This is a genomic window from Lentibacillus sp. (genome assembly GCF_035301675.1).
In the GTDB taxonomy this organism is placed as follows: domain Bacteria; phylum Bacillota; class Bacilli; order Bacillales; family Amphibacillaceae; genus Lentibacillus.
Window position 1 is genome coordinate 72,774 of sequence record NZ_DATGTT010000052.1, and the last position, 17,939, is coordinate 90,712.

Genomic DNA, 17,939 nt, shown 5'->3' on the forward strand with positions numbered 1-17,939 from the left:
TATCCCTCTTTTTTGCAGATAAATAAATCAAAGGGAAGCCGAATGACTTACGTTTTTTCGCTTCCCTCTTCATTATTCAGGTGAGACAATATTTTTTTGGCGACATTTTGCGGTACACCCAATTTTGTAATATCCTCAATTGAAGCTTTTTTTATTTCACTGACATTCTTAAAATGCCTTAGCAGCAACCGCCTCCGCTGTTTGCCAACCCCTGGGATCTTATCGAGCTCTGACTGCACCAGATTTTTCCCGCGCAGTTGCCTGTGAAACGAAACCGCAAACCGGTGAACTTCATCCTGAACCCGCTGCACCAGATAAAACGCCTGGGATTTTCTTGACAATGGAATAATAGCAGGCGGATGACCATACAGCAATTCGCTTGTTTTGTGTTTATCATCCTTCGCCAGACCGCATAACGGAATATCCAGGCCAAGTTCATTTTCCAGGACATCCAGCGCGGCACTCATCTGCCCCTTCCCGCCATCAACAATAATCAAGTCAGGGAGCTGATGCTCCTCTTTCAATACTCTTGAATACCGCCGGCGGATGACTTCCCGCATAGTTTCATAATCATCCGGGCCTTTAACATCCCTGATTTTATATTTGCGATACTCTTTTTTATCAGGTCTTCCATCGGTAAAAACAACCATGGCCGAAACCGGGTCAGTTCCTTGTATATTAGAGTTATCAAAGGCTTCAATACGGTGCGGGATTTCAATATTCAGCGATTCACCCAACTTTTCCACCGCTTGTATCGTCCTTTCCTCATCACGTTCTATTAAGGAAAACTTTTCATAGAGTGCAATGTCAGCGTTTTTCATAGCCAATTCGACAAGTTCTTTTTTTCTGCCCCGAAATGGTGTGTGTACATTTATTTCCAATAATTCACTTAATATACCTGTATCCGTGCCAATCGGGACCAGCAATTGTTTCGGCTTCAAATGGCGCTGATGTAGATAAAATCGCCCAATAAAACTGACAAACGTTTCAACAGGGTCGTCGAAAAACGGAAAGATCGACACATCTCGTTCAATCAAATTTCCCTGTCTGACGAAGAACACTTGGATGCACATCCAGCCTTTGTCATAACTGTAACCGAATATATCACGATCAACCTGATCATTTAGTGTCATTTTCTGCTGCTCCATAACAGCTTCAAGATGCTGGATCAGATCACGAAGTTCTTTTGCCCGTTCAAAATTAAGCTCTTCACTTGCTTCATGCATTTTTGCAGTCAGGTCCTTTTTGATCTCTTTATGTCCCCCCTGTAAAAACGATGTGATGTTCTGCGTGATTTTTTTATATGTTTCTTCAGGCACAGACTTTTCGCTGCAGGCCAGACATTGACCCATATGATAATAAATGCATGGACGTCCCGGGGGGTTATTGCACTTACGCAGCGGATATAGCCGGTCAAGCAATTTTTTGGCCTCCCTGGCGGCCAATACATTGGTGTACGGGCCAAAATATTTCCCTTTATCTTTTTTTATGTTCCGTGTGATAAGCAGACGCGGGTGCCGCTCGGAAGTGATTTTTAAATACGGGTATGATTTATCGTCTTTCAGGCGGACATTGTATCTGGGGTCATACTTCTTAATTAAATTCATCTCCAGAATCAATGCTTCCATTTCGGATGTGGTTACAATATACTCAAAATCCTGAATCTCCTGAACCAGCCGCTGTGTCTTCCGATCATTTGCACCGGTAAAATAAGAGCGGACTCTGTTTCGGAGCTTTTTCGATTTTCCGACATAGATGACAGTACCATTTTTATCTTTCATCAGATAACAACCGGGCTGCGCCGGCAAAACGGCCAATTTTTCACTTAGTTGCTGGTTCATCTGCAAACTCATCCCCCGATAAAATTGTTCCAGATTACACAGAATCCCTTGCCCCACATAATGTGGCAAGGGATTCTGTCAACAATTCCGAATAATAGTATACACCTTAAGAGGCATGTTTGTTAATTAAATCAACCAGTGCTTCTTTTGGCTGGAAACCAACTACTTGATCGACGACTTTTCCGTCTTTGAAAAGCAGAAGTGTTGGTATGCTCATAACCCCGTATTTTCCGGCGGTTTCCTGATTTTCATCTACATCAAGTTTAACAATTTGCACTTTATCTTCCATTTCACCGTCTATTTCTTCCAGTACGGGTGCAATCATTTTGCATGGTCCGCACCATGGCGCCCAAAAATCAGCCAGCACTAGACCTTCAGCTGTTTCCTGGCCAAAATTTTGGTCAGTTACATGTTCAATTGCCATTATTATTTCCCTCCTCAATCACTAAACTATGGTTTTAAGTATACCATCGTTAGTATTTCCTCGCGAATACTTTGCTTATTCGTTCGACGAAAGACAGACGCATCCTGTTAGTATAAAAGGTCTGACCTAAAATTGATCAGACCTTTTAAAGGTTCTATACTTTCTGCTTGAGTTCTTCGGTCAGTTTTGGAATCACTTCAAATACATCGCCGACAATTCCATAATCCGCTACATTGAAGATATTAGCTTCCGGATCCTTGTTTATTGCAACAATTACTTTTGAGTTTGACATTCCGGCTAAGTGCTGGATAGCACCTGAAATCCCGACAGCAATATATAAATCAGGTGTTACTACTTTACCGGTCTGGCCGATCTGCAGGGAATAGTCACAGTATTCCGCATCACATGCACCACGCGATGCTCCTACTGCCCCTCCCAATACATCGGCAAGTTCATGCAAAGGTTCAAAGCCTTCTGCACTTTTTACACCGCGTCCGCCGGCAATAATAACATTTGCCTCGGATAAATCAACGCCTTCAGAAGCTTTGCGGATGACATCTTTAATGACTGTTTTGATGTCTTTTACATCAACATCTTTTGATGTTACATCACCGGAGCGTGACCCATCACGGTTCAATGCCGGGATATTGTTCGGGCGGATCGTTACAAACGTTAAGCCGCTTGTAATAACCTTTTTCTCAAATGCCTTTCCGGAATAAATCGGTCTGATAAATACAGCTTTATCACCATCATTTTCAATATCAGTCGCATCTGAAATTAGACCGGATTCAAGTTTTGCAGCAAGCTTAGGTGTCAAATCCTTGCCAATTGCAGTGTGGCCCATGACAATACCATCCGGTGATTCATCTTCAATAACTGCCATAATCGCCTGGGAATAGCCCTCAGAAGTATATGATTCCAAATCATCATGTTTTACCGTTACGACACGGTCTGCACCGTGATAGATAATTTCCTGTGCTGAATCACTCAGATCATCACTGCCGCACAAGACGCCGACAATCTCCGCACCGGAATCTATCTTTTTGGCAGCTGCGATTGCTTCAAATGTTACATTGCGCAATTCACCATCTCTTGCTTCGCCTATGATTAATAGTTTCATACTTTTTCCCTCTCCTCTCCGTTATGATTAAAGTACTTTTGCGTCATCTTTAAGCAGGGAGATCAATTCATTCACCTGATCATCAATCTCGCCTTCGAGAATACGTCCTGCTTCTTTTTCGGGAGGCAGGAATATTTCAACCGTTTCAGTTTTTGCTTCGACATCATCTTCGTCAAGATCCAAATCATCTATTTCCAGTTCTTCCAGCGGTTTTTTCTTTGCTTTCATGATTCCCGGAAGCGATGGATATCTTGGCTCGTTAAGACCTTGCTGACAAGTGACCAGCACCGGCAGGCTTGTTTCGATTTTCTCGACATCACCTTCAACATCTTTATCGATATTAGCTGTCTCGCCATCAATCTCAAGTGCCGTTATAGTCGTCACGTAGTTGATTCCCAGACTTTCAGCGAGTCTTGGACCGACCTGACCGCTTGCCTCATCGATGGCCACGTTTCCTCCCAGGATAAGGTCGGCTTCTTTATCTTCAAAATAGGCTTTTAGGATTTGTGCTGTAGTAAATTGATCCCCGTCCTCGACGTCATCTTCTGTGTTAATCAGGACAGCCTTATCCGCTCCCATGGCAAGAGCCGTACGCAACTGTTTTTCGGATTCTTCATCACCTGCAGTTACAACCGTCACTTCTCCGCCATGTTCGTCGCGCTGTTTAATCGCTTCTTCCACCGCATACTCATCGTATGGGTTGATAATGTATTCAGCACTTTCATCCTCAATTCGGCCGTCAGATACAACAATCTTTTCTTCCGTATCAAACGTTCTTTTAAGCAATACGTAGATGTTCATATTCGTTCCTCCTTGTCTCTATCAATCTATTTATCACGAAAGTCCGGTTTGCGCTTTTCAATAAAGGCCTGAATGCCTTCTGTCGCGTCTTCTGTCCCGAATACTTTCGCGAATGCTTTGGCTTCTTCCTGTAGACCTTTGGCAAACCGTTCCGATTTCGAATAAGGAATCAGCTCCATAACTGCTTCAATAGACAGTTTGCCTTTAACGGCAATTGACCGGGCAAGTTCAAAAGTCTTCTCAAACACTTCTTCATCCTGAACAGCCTGGTTTGCCAACCCTGATTCTTTTGCTTCTTTTCCTGTAATCGGCTGGCCCGTTAAAATCATTTCATATGCTTTTGCTGTTCCAACATATTGCGGCAGGCGCTGCGTACCGGCAAAACCAGGGATAATTCCCAGCGTCAGTTCAGGCAGACCAAGTTTGGCATTTTCACCGGCTATCCGAATGTGACAAGCCATGGCAAGTTCAAGGCCCCCTCCTAAAGCAGCACCGTGAATCGCAGCAATGACCGGTACCTTAAAGTGTTCAATTCTTTCGAACAGCTGATGTCCCTTTATGGATAAAGCCTCATAGTCAGAGTCATTTTGCAATGCCGTAAATTCTTTTATATCGGCTCCTGCAGAAAAGAACTTGCCTTCTCCATTCAGAACGACAGCTTTTACCGTGTTATCGGTTTCAATTTGGTCGAGCCTTTCACTTAAATCGTCTAACAGACCACTGGACAACGCGTTTGCCGGCGGACTTTGAATCGTCAGCACCGCTACGTTATTTTTTACTTCATAAGCGAATGTTGTCAAATCAATCCCCCCTTTTTATTTTTTTGCGGAAAGACCGTTAATGATGAATGCATGAACTTCCGGAGCTTCCCGGACGAGATCATACTTCTGTTCTTTCATGACCCAGTTTGTCACTATTTCATCCAGAGTGCCAAAAATCATCTGTCTGGCAAGCAGACTATTCAGATCATCCCGAAAAACGTTTTCCCTGGTCCCCTCTACGATTATATCATCAATAACGGTTAAATAGGGCTTTAAAATCTGATTAATTTTCAATCTGAGATCCGTATTGGACTGTCTTAATTCCAGCTGAGTCACAATGGCCAGATTATGATCTTCGGAAAGCTGGTGGAAATGCATTTCAATCAGCTTAAACAGTTTCTCCTCAGCATTACGCAATTTGCTGATGCCGAGGGCGATTTTTTCAATAAACTGACCCATTTTTTCCTCAAAAACAGATATTAGAATATCCTCTTTATTATTAAAATAGAGGTAAATGGTTCCGTCGGCAACACCTGCTTTTTTAGCAATTTTAGATACTTGTGAAGCATGGTACCCATTTTCTGCGATGACCTCCACGGCCGCCTCGATAATTTGGTTGTATTTTGGTTTTTTCTTTCGCATCTCTATCTCCTTAGCAAACACGTTACCACCAGAAAGTGAATGAATAATCATTCATGTTTAAGTTTATAAAATTAAAGTGAATCTGTCAATATACAGTTTGTTCAAAAGACCAATACAAAAGAGGGTAACTCACGTGTCAGACAGTCTCCTTATTTGCTTCTTTTTCTTCTTCGATCAGCTGACGCCGCAGAATTTTCCCGACGGCTGTTTTTGGCAATTCATCACGGAATTCGTATATTCTTGGCACCTTAAACGCTGCGAGATTGTTCCGGCAATAGGCATTTAATTCTTTTTCGTCCACTTCATGACCATCTTTAAGCACAACGTATGCTTTAACCGTTTCACCGCGATACGGATCCGGAATCCCTGCGACCACAGCCTCCTGGACTGCTTCATGTTCATATAATACTTCTTCCACTTCCCGCGGGTAAATATTAAACCCTCCGGCAATAATCACATTCTTTTTCCGGTCGGCCACGTAAAAATAGCCATCTTCATCCATATAGCCCATGTCGCCGGTAAATAACCAGCCATCTTTCAGGACGTTATCCGTCTCTTCCTGATTATTCCAGTAACCTTTCATAATCTGCGGTCCTTTGACGGCAATTTCACCGACCTCGCCTATAGCTGCTTCCTCCCCCGTTTCCGTGATGATTTTCGCATCAGTATCAGGCCAAGGTACACCAATACTGCCATTAATCCGCTTGCCCCATATGAAGTTTGCATGTGTAACCGGAGATGATTCGGTCAATCCATATCCTTCCACGACATTGCCATCGGTGACCTTCTCAAACTGTTCCTGCACCTCAACTGGTAATGGAGCAGATCCGCTTATACATGCATCAATTGATGACAGGTCATATTTTTTTAGATTCGGATGATTTAACAGACCGACATAAATCGTTGGGGCGCCCGGAAACATGGACGGTTTCTGTTTTTGAATTGTTTTAAGCACGTCCTCAGCATCAAATTTGGGCATCAGAATCATTTCATAGCCATACATAATAGACATATTCATAACGGTGGTCATCCCGTATACGTGAAAAAATGGCAGTACACCCAAAACTTTTTCACCGGGTTTTGATTTATATAACCACTTCTGACACATTTGGACGTTGGCAACCAAATTGTAATGGGTTAGCATAACACCTTTAGGATTCCCGGTTGTCCCGCCGGTATACTGCAGCAATGCCAAATCCTCCTTCGCATCAATATCGACCGGGGTATAATTTTCATGACCTTCATCCATTACTGCTTCCCAAATGTGTGTGTCCTCTGACTGCTCCACTTTCACAAGCATTTTATATTCTTTCTTCTGAATAAATGGGTATACAAGGTTTTTAGGAAAAGGCAAGTAATCCTTAATACCCGTTACAATCGTATGTTTCAGTGATGTACTCGCATGCACATTACTGACACGCGGAAGCAATATGTCCAGACAGATAATGAATGTTGCACCGGAATCGTTCAGCTGAAATTCCAGTTCCCTTTCTTTGTAAAGCGGGTTCGTTTGTACAACGATCCCCCCTGCAAGCAAAGCTCCATAATAACCTATGACCGCCTGTGGACTATTCGGAAGCATTATGGCGACCCTGTCTCCCTTTTCAAGCCCCAGTGACTGGAAGTACGCCGCCAGCTTTCTTGCCTCGGAATAGACATCTGCAAATGTCATTTCATTCCCCATAAAGTGAAGCGCTTTCTTATCCGGGAAACGTAGGGCCGAAGATGCCAGAAAAGAAGTAAGCGGCTGTTCATCATACGCGATGGTTGTCGGGATTTCATCAGGATAGTGGGTATGCCACCTTTTTTCTTCACCCATTGGAATTCCTCCTTTATTTGTATGATACTTTTATTATACCGATAAATAAGTATTTTTTGAAACTTTAATCACTTATTTTTCTAAATTTTTTTCTAAAGAAAATAGATAACCCCAACAACTATAAATACGACAGCTACGATAAACATCGCTTTTGTCAGTTTTTCCAGAAACAGTTTAATCTCCTCCAATACTTGCCCCGATAACGAATGATAAACCGACGGAAATAAGCATTGATATGAGTCCTACCGCCTTATTTCCTTTCCCGATTTCTTCATCAGTATTAATCGTTGGTGTCATGAATTCAAAGACGAAATAACCGAACAGAAGCAGGACGAACCCAAAAGCGCCCCACCCTATACTCTCAATCAGCGTGTCATTATGCTCGATGGAATACCGGAAAACCGTTGCGATACCAAATATTTTTCCTCCGGTTGCCATAGCCACCGCCAGATTGCCTTTTTTGATTTCCTGCCAGTTACGGTATGATGTAACAAATTCAAATATGGCCAAAAACACAATGGTACAAAGAATGACGACACTGTATCTTGCAGCGGTCTCAATGAAAATATTTTCCCAAAAAGCAGCCATTATTACTGAACTCCTTTTGCCAATTACTTTAATTCAAGAACTGTTACACCACTGCCGCCTTCACCTGCTGATCCCGGTCTGTCCGATGCAATGCGGGAGTGATTTTTTGCGAATTCCTTCACACCTTCGCGGAGCGCACCGGTTCCTTTTCCATGAATGATAAAAACTTTAGGATACCCGGCAAGCAATGCATCATCAATATATTTTTCCAAGTCCCCCATGGCATCCTCATAACGTTCACCGCGCAGATCCAGTTCTGTTTTGACATGGTAACTGGAACCCTTAACGGTGGCAAGCGGCGTTTCGGTTACAGGACTTTTGTGTTTAACGAGCTGTATCTCGTTGCGCTTCACTTGCACTTTCATGATACCAACCTGAATTAGATAGTCATTTTCATTTAATTTTTCAAGAACGGTGCCCTGCTGATTCGCAGACAGTAATTTGATTTCATCACCCGGTTTCAGTTCCTGTCCCTCATTAGGGTGTTCTTTCGGTTTATCCGATTTTTTAGCTGACAGGTCCGGTTGTGCTTCTTTAAACATTTTTCGGGCTTCAATCCATTCATGTTCTTTTAATTGTGCATCGGTTTTCATATGACGTATTTCATCAACAATCATTTCGGCTTCATCGCGAGCTTTTTGCAATGCCTTATCGGCTTTTTCTTCTGCTTTTTTATATAAGTCTTCCCGTTTATTTTCATATTGCTGCCACGCTTTTATGAGATCGTCGCGTAATTTTTCGCTTTCCTGCAAGGTGGTATGCGCTTGTTCATAATCGGCTTCAGCCTGACGCCGCGATTCTTCGAGCGAAGCAATCATATTCTCAACACTTTCAGAATTAACACCAACCTGATTTTTCGCTCGATCGATAACCGATTGATCAAGCCCAAGGCGTCCTGCTATATCAAAAGCGTTACTTCTGCCGGGTACACCAATCAATAATCGGTAAGTAGGGTGCAATGTTTCCACATCGAATTCAACTGATGCGTTGACAACATTGTCCCGGTTATAGCCATAAGCCTTCAATTCCGGATAGTGCGTAGTTGCCACAACCCGCGCACCGCGGGAAACAACATCATCCAGAATAGACATGGCAAGCGCAGCGCCTTCCTGAGGATCTGTTCCTGCACCTAGTTCATCGAACAGAACAAGGGATTTATGATCAATCGCGCTTAATATCGAAACTATATTGGTCATGTGCGAAGAGAATGTACTTAAATTCTGTTCGATCGACTGCTCATCACCGATATCGGCAAAAACATCATCAAAAACGGCCATGTCACAGCCATCAGCAGCGGGAATCTGTAGACCGGATTGGGCCATTAATGTAAACAGCCCAATCATTTTCAGTGTGACGGTTTTACCGCCTGTGTTTGGCCCGGTGATAACAATCGATGTGAAATCTCCGCCAAGGACTACATCATTGGAAACCACTTCATCTTCCGGGATTAACGGGTGGCGAGCCTGTTTGACGTTGATAATGCCATTGTCATTAATGGCAGGCATGGCAGCTTTCATTTCTTTTCCCAACTTCGCTCTTGCCGTAATAAAATCAATTTTCGCTAAAACGGAAATATTCTCGGTAAGAATCGCTTCGTCCTCAGCAATTTTTCCGCTCAATTCGCGAAGAATCCTTTCAATTTCCTGCTTTTCTTTCACTTTCGCTTCTTGAAGCTGATTATTCAAATCGACAATAGCTTTTGGTTCCATAAACAGTGTTGCGCCAGAGGCTGACTGATCGTGAACGATGCCGCCGATGGACCCGCGATACTCCTGTTTCACCGGGAGAACGTAACGGTCATTACGGATCGTGATAATAGCGTCTGATAACATCTTACTTTGTGATTTAGTATAACTGTCCAGCTTATCACGCACTCTGCTTTCATAGGTTCGAATGGAAGAACGGATACTCCGCAGTTTAACGGAAGCGCCATCCATCACATGGGCTCTGTCATCTATACAGCTGTTGATTTCTGTTTCCAGTCTGCGCAATGTCATGATTCGTCCGGCAAGCCCTTTTAAAATGGGCAAATTTTCTTCTGTCTTTTCCAAAAATTTCTTGGTCTGACGTCCGCCATATAGGGTGTTGGCAACGTCAAGACATTCTTCAGCTGTCAGAACACCGCCAATGGCACTCCGCTTAACGGAGGCGCGAATATCAGCTATCCCGCCCAACGGAACGACCATATTTAATCGCAGGATCTGACTTGCTTCATCAGTTTCGGCCTGCATTTCCCTTACTTCAGCTATATCCGCAGAAGGTTTTAGAAGTGAAGCCAGCTCTTTTCCAATCGAGGTCGCTGCCTGGCTGTTCAATTGCTCTGTTATCTTGTTGAATTCCAATGTTTTAAGTATTCGTTCGTTCATCAGGATTATCTCCTTCATACAATTCCAAGCACTCTTTGATTATCGTTTTTAAATTTTTATTAATTACTTGTACGATTCATAAAGTCCATAAGTTTCTGTTTGGACCAAGTATTTATAACTGTGTCTTTACTGATCCATCCCTTCCTTGCCGTTGCCACACCGTAATTCATATGATCAAGCATAGAGTAGTCATGGGCGTCTGTATTAATGGCAATCTTAACACCTTCTTCCTGTGCTTTCCGTGCCCATTCACTGGAAAGGTCGAGCCTGTTTGGATTAGCATTTATTTCCAATGCTGTATCAGTCTCTTTGGCTCGTTCAATCAACCGCGCGACATCGGCCCTGTAGCCCTGACGCCTTCCGATTAGTCTTCCGGTGGGATGGGCAACCAATGAAACATATGGATTTGCCAAAGCAGCATCCAGCCGATGCATGATTTTTTCCTGTGACTGATTAAAACTCGAGTGGATTGCACCAATCACAAAATCCATCTCTTTCAAAAACTTGTCGCTGAAATCCAGTGTTCCATCAGGCAGAATATCCATTTCAACACCGGCAAAAATGTGTATGTCATGATATTTTTCATTTAATTTAGCAATTTCATCACGCTGTTTTCGCAATCTCGTTTCATTTAACCCATTGGCGATGCGCAAATACTTGGAATGGTCTGTAATCGTAATATAATCGTATTTTTTCAAGCGTGCCTGGTTCACCATTTCTTCCAATGATTGACCGCCATCACTCCAGGTCGTATGCATATGCAAATCACCGCGGATATCTTTTAACTCAATTAAAGGCACCGGCTCGCGATATGCTTCCACTTCGCCGGTGTTTTCCCGTACCTCCGGCGGGATATAATGCAAGTCAAAGTGATCAAAAAATGCCTGCTCACTTTCAAATGTCAGTGTTTCACCAGTCTCCTCAACTTCAACACCGTATTCATTAATTTTTTCACCTTTTGATTTGGCGAGCTGCCTCATAGCGACATTATGATCCTTTGATCCTGTAAAATGATGCAATGTTGAGGCAAATTCAACCGGTTCAACAATTCGGAAGTCCACGTTTATGTCATAGACATCCTCCAGAGTTACCGATACTTTGGTTTCCCCCTGTGCAATCACTTCTTTTATTCTTTCCAGCTCAAGCAGCCGGTCACGAACCGCCGAAGGATTATCAGATGCAATGATAAAATCAATATCTTTAACCGTCTCCCGCATTCTTCTCAGGCTCCCGGCACGTGAATAGTCATCGATTTCCGCTATTGTCTCCAAGTAGTCTTCAATTTGTTCAGCCAGCGGCAGCATAGTAGCAATCGGCAAACGTTCGGGGCGTTCATTTGCTTCCTCCAGTGCCGTCAGAATTTTTTCAGCTGATTTCTTTCCAAAACCTTCAAGCTGCTCAACTTTTCCCTTTTCACATGCCTGCTTAAGTGAATCGGCGTCTGAGATATTAAGCTCCTGATACAGCTTGGCCAATTTTTTACCGCCAAGCCCAGGCAAATCCAGGAGCGGGATTAACCCTGCGGGGATTTCATATTCCAGCTGAGTCAGTGTTTCCGAAGATTCATTTTGGATATATTCCGTTATGACAGAAGCCGTTCCTTTGCCAATACCTTTAATCTTTGTGAAATCATCAATATCCGCAATCGAACGTTCATCCCGTTCCAGAGCTTGGGAAGCTTTCCGGTAAGCCGATATCTTGAAGGGATTTTCACCTTTCAGCTCTAAATAAACAGCTATTTTTTCGAGTAATTTAATAACATCTTTTTTATTCACAGCCATTATCAATCACCTGTTTCAATATTTTATAAAGCCCGCCTCAACACGAAAAAAGACCGATTCACACCTCAGACTATACTCATTGTACACAACATACAACAGTACTGCCCAATCCTTTGAATCAGCCTTGTCACATCAATCGGCGTTGATTAATTCATCCATCCCGGTTGACCATAGGGCCTTAATCTCATCCGATAAAAAGGGGGTATGCTCGATAATAAACAATGCCACAAATGAATCATTGATCCACGATTGGATTTCGGCCAATGGTGTCAGCGCCAATATATATAACACTATAAATAATATCAAATATACCTCGACAAAGCCTAAAATCGCTCCAAGTATTTTATTAAATGAATGCAAAATAGGCAATTCAGCGACAAAATCAAGCATGGAGGCGATTATCTGAAGAAGTACCTTCACGGCGAAAAAGATAATCGCAAACGCTATTGCACTGTAAAAAGTGCCCTCAAGGGGGATAGCTTGCAGGAAGTCGGCCCACGCACTGCTATCGTCCAATTCGGGATATGGTATCCATAATGCCAGTTGCGGTGCCAGTTCATCGTAATATAAAGCGGCAAGAATGAAAGCGGCAATAAATCCGATCAAGTGGAAAACCTGTAATATAAATCCGCGTTTTAAACCGATGAAAAAGCCAAAAATTAGTAATATGATTAAAACGAAATCTATCATCTGTTATTTATCCTCTTTCTTGTTTTGTGATCTCATCAATGCTGCATAATCTTCTTTTAATTTCATATAATCATTCATTGTGTTGACTGCGGTCAGCACAGCCAATTCCGCAGTTGTCAGCTGCTGATTCGCATCATGAATTTCCCGCATCTTCTGATCGACCTGACTGGCCACCAGATTGACATGGCTCGAATCTTCTTTTCCGACAATTGTATAATTCCTGTTGTATATCTCGACTGTTACTCGTGCTTTATCATTTTGTGCCACACGCGACATCCTCCTGTAGTTTTTCAGAAAACCTGCTTTTCTTCAGTTCGAAACAATAATACCATCATGTTTCTGACGTTTAAAATAGTCCATTATATAGTAACACAAAGACTGCAAATCAGGAAATCCAAAACAGATTATTGCCATTATAAGTCCTGATTTGCTATAGTTTATCTAGTTCATTGACTGGAGGGCGAGTATGCCACAACAAGTGTATAAGCTGTTGCCGGAAACAATTGAAACAATGAAAACATATTACATGAAAACCCTGCAATCACCCCCTCAGGGCGCTGTTTTCCGTGCTAAAACACCTAATGCAGTAATCACTGCCTATAAGTCCGGAAAAGTATTATTTCAAGGCAGTGATCCAGAAGCCGAGGCAGAAAAATGGGCTGACGGAAAACAGGCAAGCCCGAAAAAGCCGAAAAATAATGGAAAGAATAATTCATTTGCACCGCCGGAGACACTCTTAGCCGGCGGTCATATCGGATCGGACGAAGCAGGGACTGGTGATTATTTCGGCCCTATAACCACGGCGGCTGTTTTTGTAAAAAAAAACCAAATTGAATTGCTGAAAGAATTGGGGGTAAAAGATTCCAAAAATTTATCCGATGATTCGATCCGTCAAACAGCCCAAAATATTTTAACGCTTGATATCCCCTATTCACTTTTAGTGCTCCGAAATGAGAAGTATAATAAACTGCAAAAACGCGGGTGGTCGCAGGGAAAGATGAAAGCAATCCTCCATCATTACGCGATTACAAATGTCAAAAGCAAAATTGATTCTTCTGAAACGGAAGGTATATTAATTGATCAGTTCTGTGAACCGGCAGTCTATAAACGCCATATTGCATCCGAAAATGAACAGATGCACGATCGAATGTTCTTCATGACAAAGGCGGAAAGTTATTCCATTGCGGTAGCCGCAGCTTCCATTATCGCTAGGACGAGCTTTTTGAAAGAAATGGACCACCTGTCCAAAATAGCAGGGTTCACACTGCCTAAAGGCGCTTCGGGGAAAGTTGATCAGGCTGCTGCCCGCATCATCAAATCTAGAGGCCAGGAAGAACTGAACAACTATGCCAAAACACATTTTGCCAACACCAAGAAAGCTTTGAACCGCCAATAAAAAAGGAGCAAGCACCAACTCAGGATGCTTGCTTCTTTTACATTAAGTTCTTACATACGCGTTGAACTTCTCATTAACCGTACTGACAATCCTTTGGTAGGATTGCTCAACCTCATCATCTTTCAGTGTTTTTTCCGGATCCTGGTAATGCAAGCTATATGCAATTGATTTCTTGCCTTCAGGTAAGTTCTCTCCTTTATAGACATCAAAAACCTGTACATTCTTAACCAGCGGAGAACCAGTTTCTGCTATTGTTTCCTCAATATCACCCGCCTGAATGTCTTCATCAACAATGAAGGCGATATCTCTGGCAACTGACGGATATCTGGGAATTGGCCGGTAGCCGGGTGCATTGGTATAATCTGTCAGCACCGCCTCCATATCAATGTCAAACACATATGTTTCTTTAAGATCCATCGACTTTTCAAATGTCGGATGCACCTGCCCTAAAAATCCGACCACACGATGGTTTATTAAAATAGTGGCACAACGGCCAGGGTGCATATCAGGCAATTTGACCTTCTCAAAACTGACCGGAATATCCAAGTAGTCGAATAGACCCTCAACAATCCCTTTAACCAGATAAAAATCGACCTGCTTTTTCTCCTGCTGCCACGGATGGCTAACCCATATCCCGGTAAGCGCACCTGCTAAGCGCAGTTCTTCTTCCGGCTGGCGTGTTACCGTTTTTTCATCAGTAATAAAGATATTTCCGAGCTCATAATAATGAATGTCGCTTTGTGTACGAGCATGATTATGTGCCAATGATTTCAGCAATTCAGGCAAGATGCTTAACCGCAGATATTTATGATCCTCGCTCATTGGCATAGCGAGTTGAACAGGGATTGGATGCCTTTCATCCAATTCCGGACTGATCAGCCGCTCAACCATCTCATCATCAGTAAGTGAATAAGTGATTGTCTCCATCAGCCCCGCACTCTCCATGTAACTTTTAACCTCACGTTTTAATTGCTGTTTGTTCGTTAACCCCCCGGTTTGTGTAGCTCCTTCCGGAAGCGTGAACGGTAAATTATCATATCCATAAATACGGGCAACTTCCTCGAGCATATCCTCAAACATCGTAATATCCCCGCGCCTGGTCGGAACATGTACAATAAATTTGTCATTGTCCTGTTCAAATGAAAATTGAAGCTTAGTTAATACTGAACCAATATCACCTGCTGTAATCACTGCACCAAGCCGCTTATTTATTTCATCTGTTTCCATTTCCACCGTTCTTTCACTGCGGTCAAGTGCATCAAATGAAACGGGATCAGCTAGGATTGTTGCACCTGCATATTTTTCAAGTAAATGACAGGCGCGAAAACCGGCCTTTTCCACACGGTTTGGGTCGACTCCTTTTTCAAATCGCGTACTCGAATCACTGCGCAATCCTGTATTTCTGACTGCCGTTCTTACAGCGAACGGTGAAAAGTAGGCTGACTCAAGTAAAACAGTTGTCGTATCTTCATTTACTTCTGTATTTAAACCGCCCATCACACCAGCGAGTGCCACCGGTTCTTTGCCATTTGTAATCACAAGATTCTCATTGGACAATATTCTTTCTTCACCATCGAGTGTTATCATTTTTTCGTTTTGTCCTGCACGCCGGGTGACGACCTGATCAGAGCCAAACCGGTCATAATCAAACGCATGGAGCGGCTGGCCGTACTCGAGCAGCACATAGTTTGTAATATCTACCACATTATTGATCGGACGTATACCAGAAGCAATCAGTGCATTGCGCATCCATAAAGGGGCCGGCTTAATCTCAATATCCTTGGCAATGAAGGCACCATAATAAGGATTCAATTCCGGGTCTTCTACACTGACAGAAACGTAATCCGCTGCTTTTTCACCGGCAGAATGCAGCTCTTCATTTGGGAGTTTAACTTTCTGATTCAGAATGGCTGCTGTCTCGTAAGCAACACCGAGCATGCTCAAGGCATCTGCACGATTTGGCGTCAAATCGAATTCCAGCACAGCATCATTTAAATTCAGGAGCGGCTCGACGCTCTCACCGACCGTAACATCATCCGGGAAGACAAAAATCCCTTCAGCAATGTCTTTCGGTATATATCTCTCGTCAATCCCGAGTTCTTGCAGCGAACAAATCATACCGTTGGATTCAATACCACGCAGTTTGACTTTTTTAATCTTGAAGTTATTTGGCAGAACGGCACCGGGTTTGGCAACAATTACTTTTTGACCCTGTCTGACATTCGGCGCACCGCAAACAATCTGTAATCGTTTATCACCGGCATCAACCTGGCATAGGCTTAAATTATCAGCATTTGGATGTTGCTCGCATGATTCAACGTACCCGACAACAACATCACTGCTTTTTTCAGCAATATACTCAATGCCATCGACCTCAATACCTGTCTTCGTAATTTTTTCGGCCAGTTCCTCAGGGCTGATCGAACTGATGTCAACGTAGTTTTTCAGCCAGTTTAATGATACAAACATTACAATGCGCCTCCTTTTGCATGATGATACTGGGTAAGGAACCGTATATCATTCGCATAGAAATTGCGGATATCATCTATTCCGTACTTCAGCATGGCAATGCGATCCGGTCCCATGCCAAATGCAAACCCTGTATATTTTTCCGAATCGTACCCAGCCATTTCCAGTACGTTCGGGTGAACCATTCCGCCGCCAAGGATTTCAATCCAGCCGGAATGTTTACAGACGGAGCACCCTTCACCTTTACAGACTTTGCAGGAGATATCCATTTCAACTGAAGGTTCGGTGAACGGGAAAAAGCTTGGACGCAAACGTATTTCCCTGTCTTCCCCAAAAATACTTTTCGCAAATCGATTCAACGTTCCTTTTAAATCACTCATACGCACATTTTCATCAACGTACAGCCCTTCAATTTGTGTAAACTGATGGGAGTGAGTTGCATCGTCCGAATCACGGCGGTAGACTTTACCGGGACAGATCATTTTTACCGGCTGCATGCCGCCGTATTGTTGCATCGTCCTTGCCTGTACCGGTGATGTGTGGGTCCGGAGCAGCAAATCATTCGTGATATAAAATGTATCCTGCATATCACGAGCTGGATGACCTTTGGGCAGATTCAGCGCTTCGAAATTAAAATAATCCGTTTCCACCTCAGGACCTTCTCTCACCTCATATCCCATTCCAATAAATAAATCCTCAATTTCCTCAATAATACTGGTCAGCAAATGAGGGCCGCCGACCTGGACCGGACGACCGGGAAGCGTCACATCAATGGCCTCTTTTTCCAGTTTTTCTTCCATCGCTTTCTCTTCAAGTGTTTCTGTCTTTTCCTCGATTTCTTTTGTGATGGCTTCGCGTACTTTATTGGCAATCTCGCCGACTGCGGGTCTCTCCTCCTTGGACAATTTACCCATGCCGCGCAGTACACTTGTCAGGGATCCTTTCTTGCCCAGATAGGCTACCTTTATATCCTGAAGCTCTTTTAAATTTTCCGCTTCGGTGACTTTAGCAGTCGCTTCCTGGCGAATCATTTCAAGCTGCTCTTTCATAGATATACCTCCTTATGCATCTTTTCAATCAACTAAAAAAAGCCTTCATCCCACTAAGGGACGAAGGCTTTTTCGCGGTACCACCCTTGTTGACACAGCTGTTGTGTCCAACTTCCTCGTGATAACGGATCAAACATCCGGGGCACCTTTACTTATTTGAAGGTCCAAGTGCCAGCTCCAGAGTGAAATTGC

The 17,939-nt window shown here is 43.2% G+C and carries 15 protein-coding genes; 1 reads left to right on the plus strand and 14 read right to left on the minus strand.

Features of this window, described 5'->3' with window-relative positions; genetic code table 11:
* Window positions 1–47: 47 nt before the first annotated feature.
* The 12 genes from uvrC to zapA all read right to left on the minus strand — a co-directional run bounded on the left by uvrC (window position 48) and on the right by zapA (window position 13,100).
* Complete coding sequence (gene uvrC, locus VK097_RS09380) at window positions 48–1,841, minus strand: excinuclease ABC subunit UvrC (RefSeq protein WP_324211541.1); 1,794 nt, start codon at window positions 1,839–1,841, stop codon at window positions 48–50.
* A 106-nt stretch (window positions 1,842–1,947) separates the two neighbouring features.
* Window positions 1,948–2,265, minus strand: a complete 318-nt coding sequence (trxA, locus tag VK097_RS09385; protein WP_010532457.1) for a thioredoxin — start codon at window positions 2,263–2,265, stop codon at window positions 1,948–1,950.
* A gap of 154 nt (window positions 2,266–2,419) precedes the next feature.
* Window positions 2,420–3,385, minus strand: a complete 966-nt coding sequence (locus VK097_RS09390; RefSeq protein WP_324211542.1) for an electron transfer flavoprotein subunit alpha/FixB family protein — start codon at window positions 3,383–3,385, stop codon at window positions 2,420–2,422.
* Window positions 3,386–3,412: 27 nt separating this feature from the next.
* Entirely contained in the window at window positions 3,413–4,186 is a 774-nt protein-coding gene (locus VK097_RS09395; protein WP_324211543.1) for an electron transfer flavoprotein subunit beta/FixA family protein, read from the minus strand.
* A gap of 26 nt (window positions 4,187–4,212) precedes the next feature.
* The gene (locus VK097_RS09400; protein WP_324211544.1) at window positions 4,213–4,986 is read right to left on the minus strand and encodes an enoyl-CoA hydratase; all 774 of its coding nucleotides are present in this window, start codon (window positions 4,984–4,986) and stop codon (window positions 4,213–4,215) included.
* Between the two features lie 15 nt (window positions 4,987–5,001).
* Window positions 5,002–5,589, minus strand: coding sequence for a fatty acid metabolism transcriptional regulator FadR (gene fadR / locus VK097_RS09405; RefSeq protein ID WP_324211545.1), 588 nt, complete (start codon window positions 5,587–5,589; stop codon window positions 5,002–5,004).
* 136 nt (window positions 5,590–5,725) lie between these two features.
* Window positions 5,726–7,408: a long-chain-fatty-acid--CoA ligase gene (locus tag VK097_RS09410; protein ID WP_324211546.1), complete on the minus strand. Its 1,683-nt coding sequence runs from the start codon at window positions 7,406–7,408 to the stop codon at window positions 5,726–5,728.
* Window positions 7,409–7,582: 174 nt separating this feature from the next.
* Complete coding sequence (locus tag VK097_RS09415; protein ID WP_324211547.1) at window positions 7,583–7,996, minus strand: DUF350 domain-containing protein; 414 nt, start codon at window positions 7,994–7,996, stop codon at window positions 7,583–7,585.
* 23 nt (window positions 7,997–8,019) lie between these two features.
* Window positions 8,020–10,362, minus strand: coding sequence for an endonuclease MutS2 (locus VK097_RS09420; RefSeq protein ID WP_324211548.1), 2,343 nt, complete (start codon window positions 10,360–10,362; stop codon window positions 8,020–8,022).
* Window positions 10,363–10,421: 59 nt separating this feature from the next.
* Window positions 10,422–12,143: a DNA polymerase/3'-5' exonuclease PolX gene (gene polX / locus VK097_RS09425; RefSeq protein ID WP_324211549.1), complete on the minus strand. Its 1,722-nt coding sequence runs from the start codon at window positions 12,141–12,143 to the stop codon at window positions 10,422–10,424.
* 132 nt (window positions 12,144–12,275) lie between these two features.
* The gene (locus tag VK097_RS09430; RefSeq protein ID WP_324211550.1) at window positions 12,276–12,833 is read right to left on the minus strand and encodes a CvpA family protein; all 558 of its coding nucleotides are present in this window, start codon (window positions 12,831–12,833) and stop codon (window positions 12,276–12,278) included.
* A gap of 3 nt (window positions 12,834–12,836) precedes the next feature.
* A complete protein-coding gene (gene zapA / locus VK097_RS09435) occupies window positions 12,837–13,100 on the minus strand; it encodes a cell division protein ZapA (RefSeq protein ID WP_324211551.1) in 264 nt (87 codons plus the stop codon).
* 199 nt (window positions 13,101–13,299) lie between these two features.
* On the opposite strand from zapA, the gene rnhC reads away from it, so the two are divergent.
* A complete protein-coding gene (gene rnhC / locus VK097_RS09440; RefSeq protein WP_324211552.1) occupies window positions 13,300–14,229 on the plus strand; it encodes a ribonuclease HIII in 930 nt (309 codons plus the stop codon).
* A 42-nt stretch (window positions 14,230–14,271) separates the two neighbouring features.
* Here rnhC and pheT read toward each other — a convergent pair whose 3' ends face one another.
* Together pheT and pheS are read right to left on the minus strand one after the other, a co-directional pair.
* Window positions 14,272–16,698 carry a phenylalanine--tRNA ligase subunit beta gene (gene pheT / locus VK097_RS09445; RefSeq protein WP_324211553.1) on the minus strand — a complete coding sequence of 809 codons (2,427 nt, stop codon included), beginning with the start codon at window positions 16,696–16,698 and terminating at the stop codon, window positions 14,272–14,274.
* Window positions 16,698–17,747: a phenylalanine--tRNA ligase subunit alpha gene (gene pheS / locus VK097_RS09450; RefSeq protein WP_324211554.1), complete on the minus strand. Its 1,050-nt coding sequence runs from the start codon at window positions 17,745–17,747 to the stop codon at window positions 16,698–16,700. The genes pheT and pheS overlap by 1 nt, the downstream gene beginning before the upstream one ends.
* Window positions 17,748–17,939: the final 192 nt, after the last annotated feature.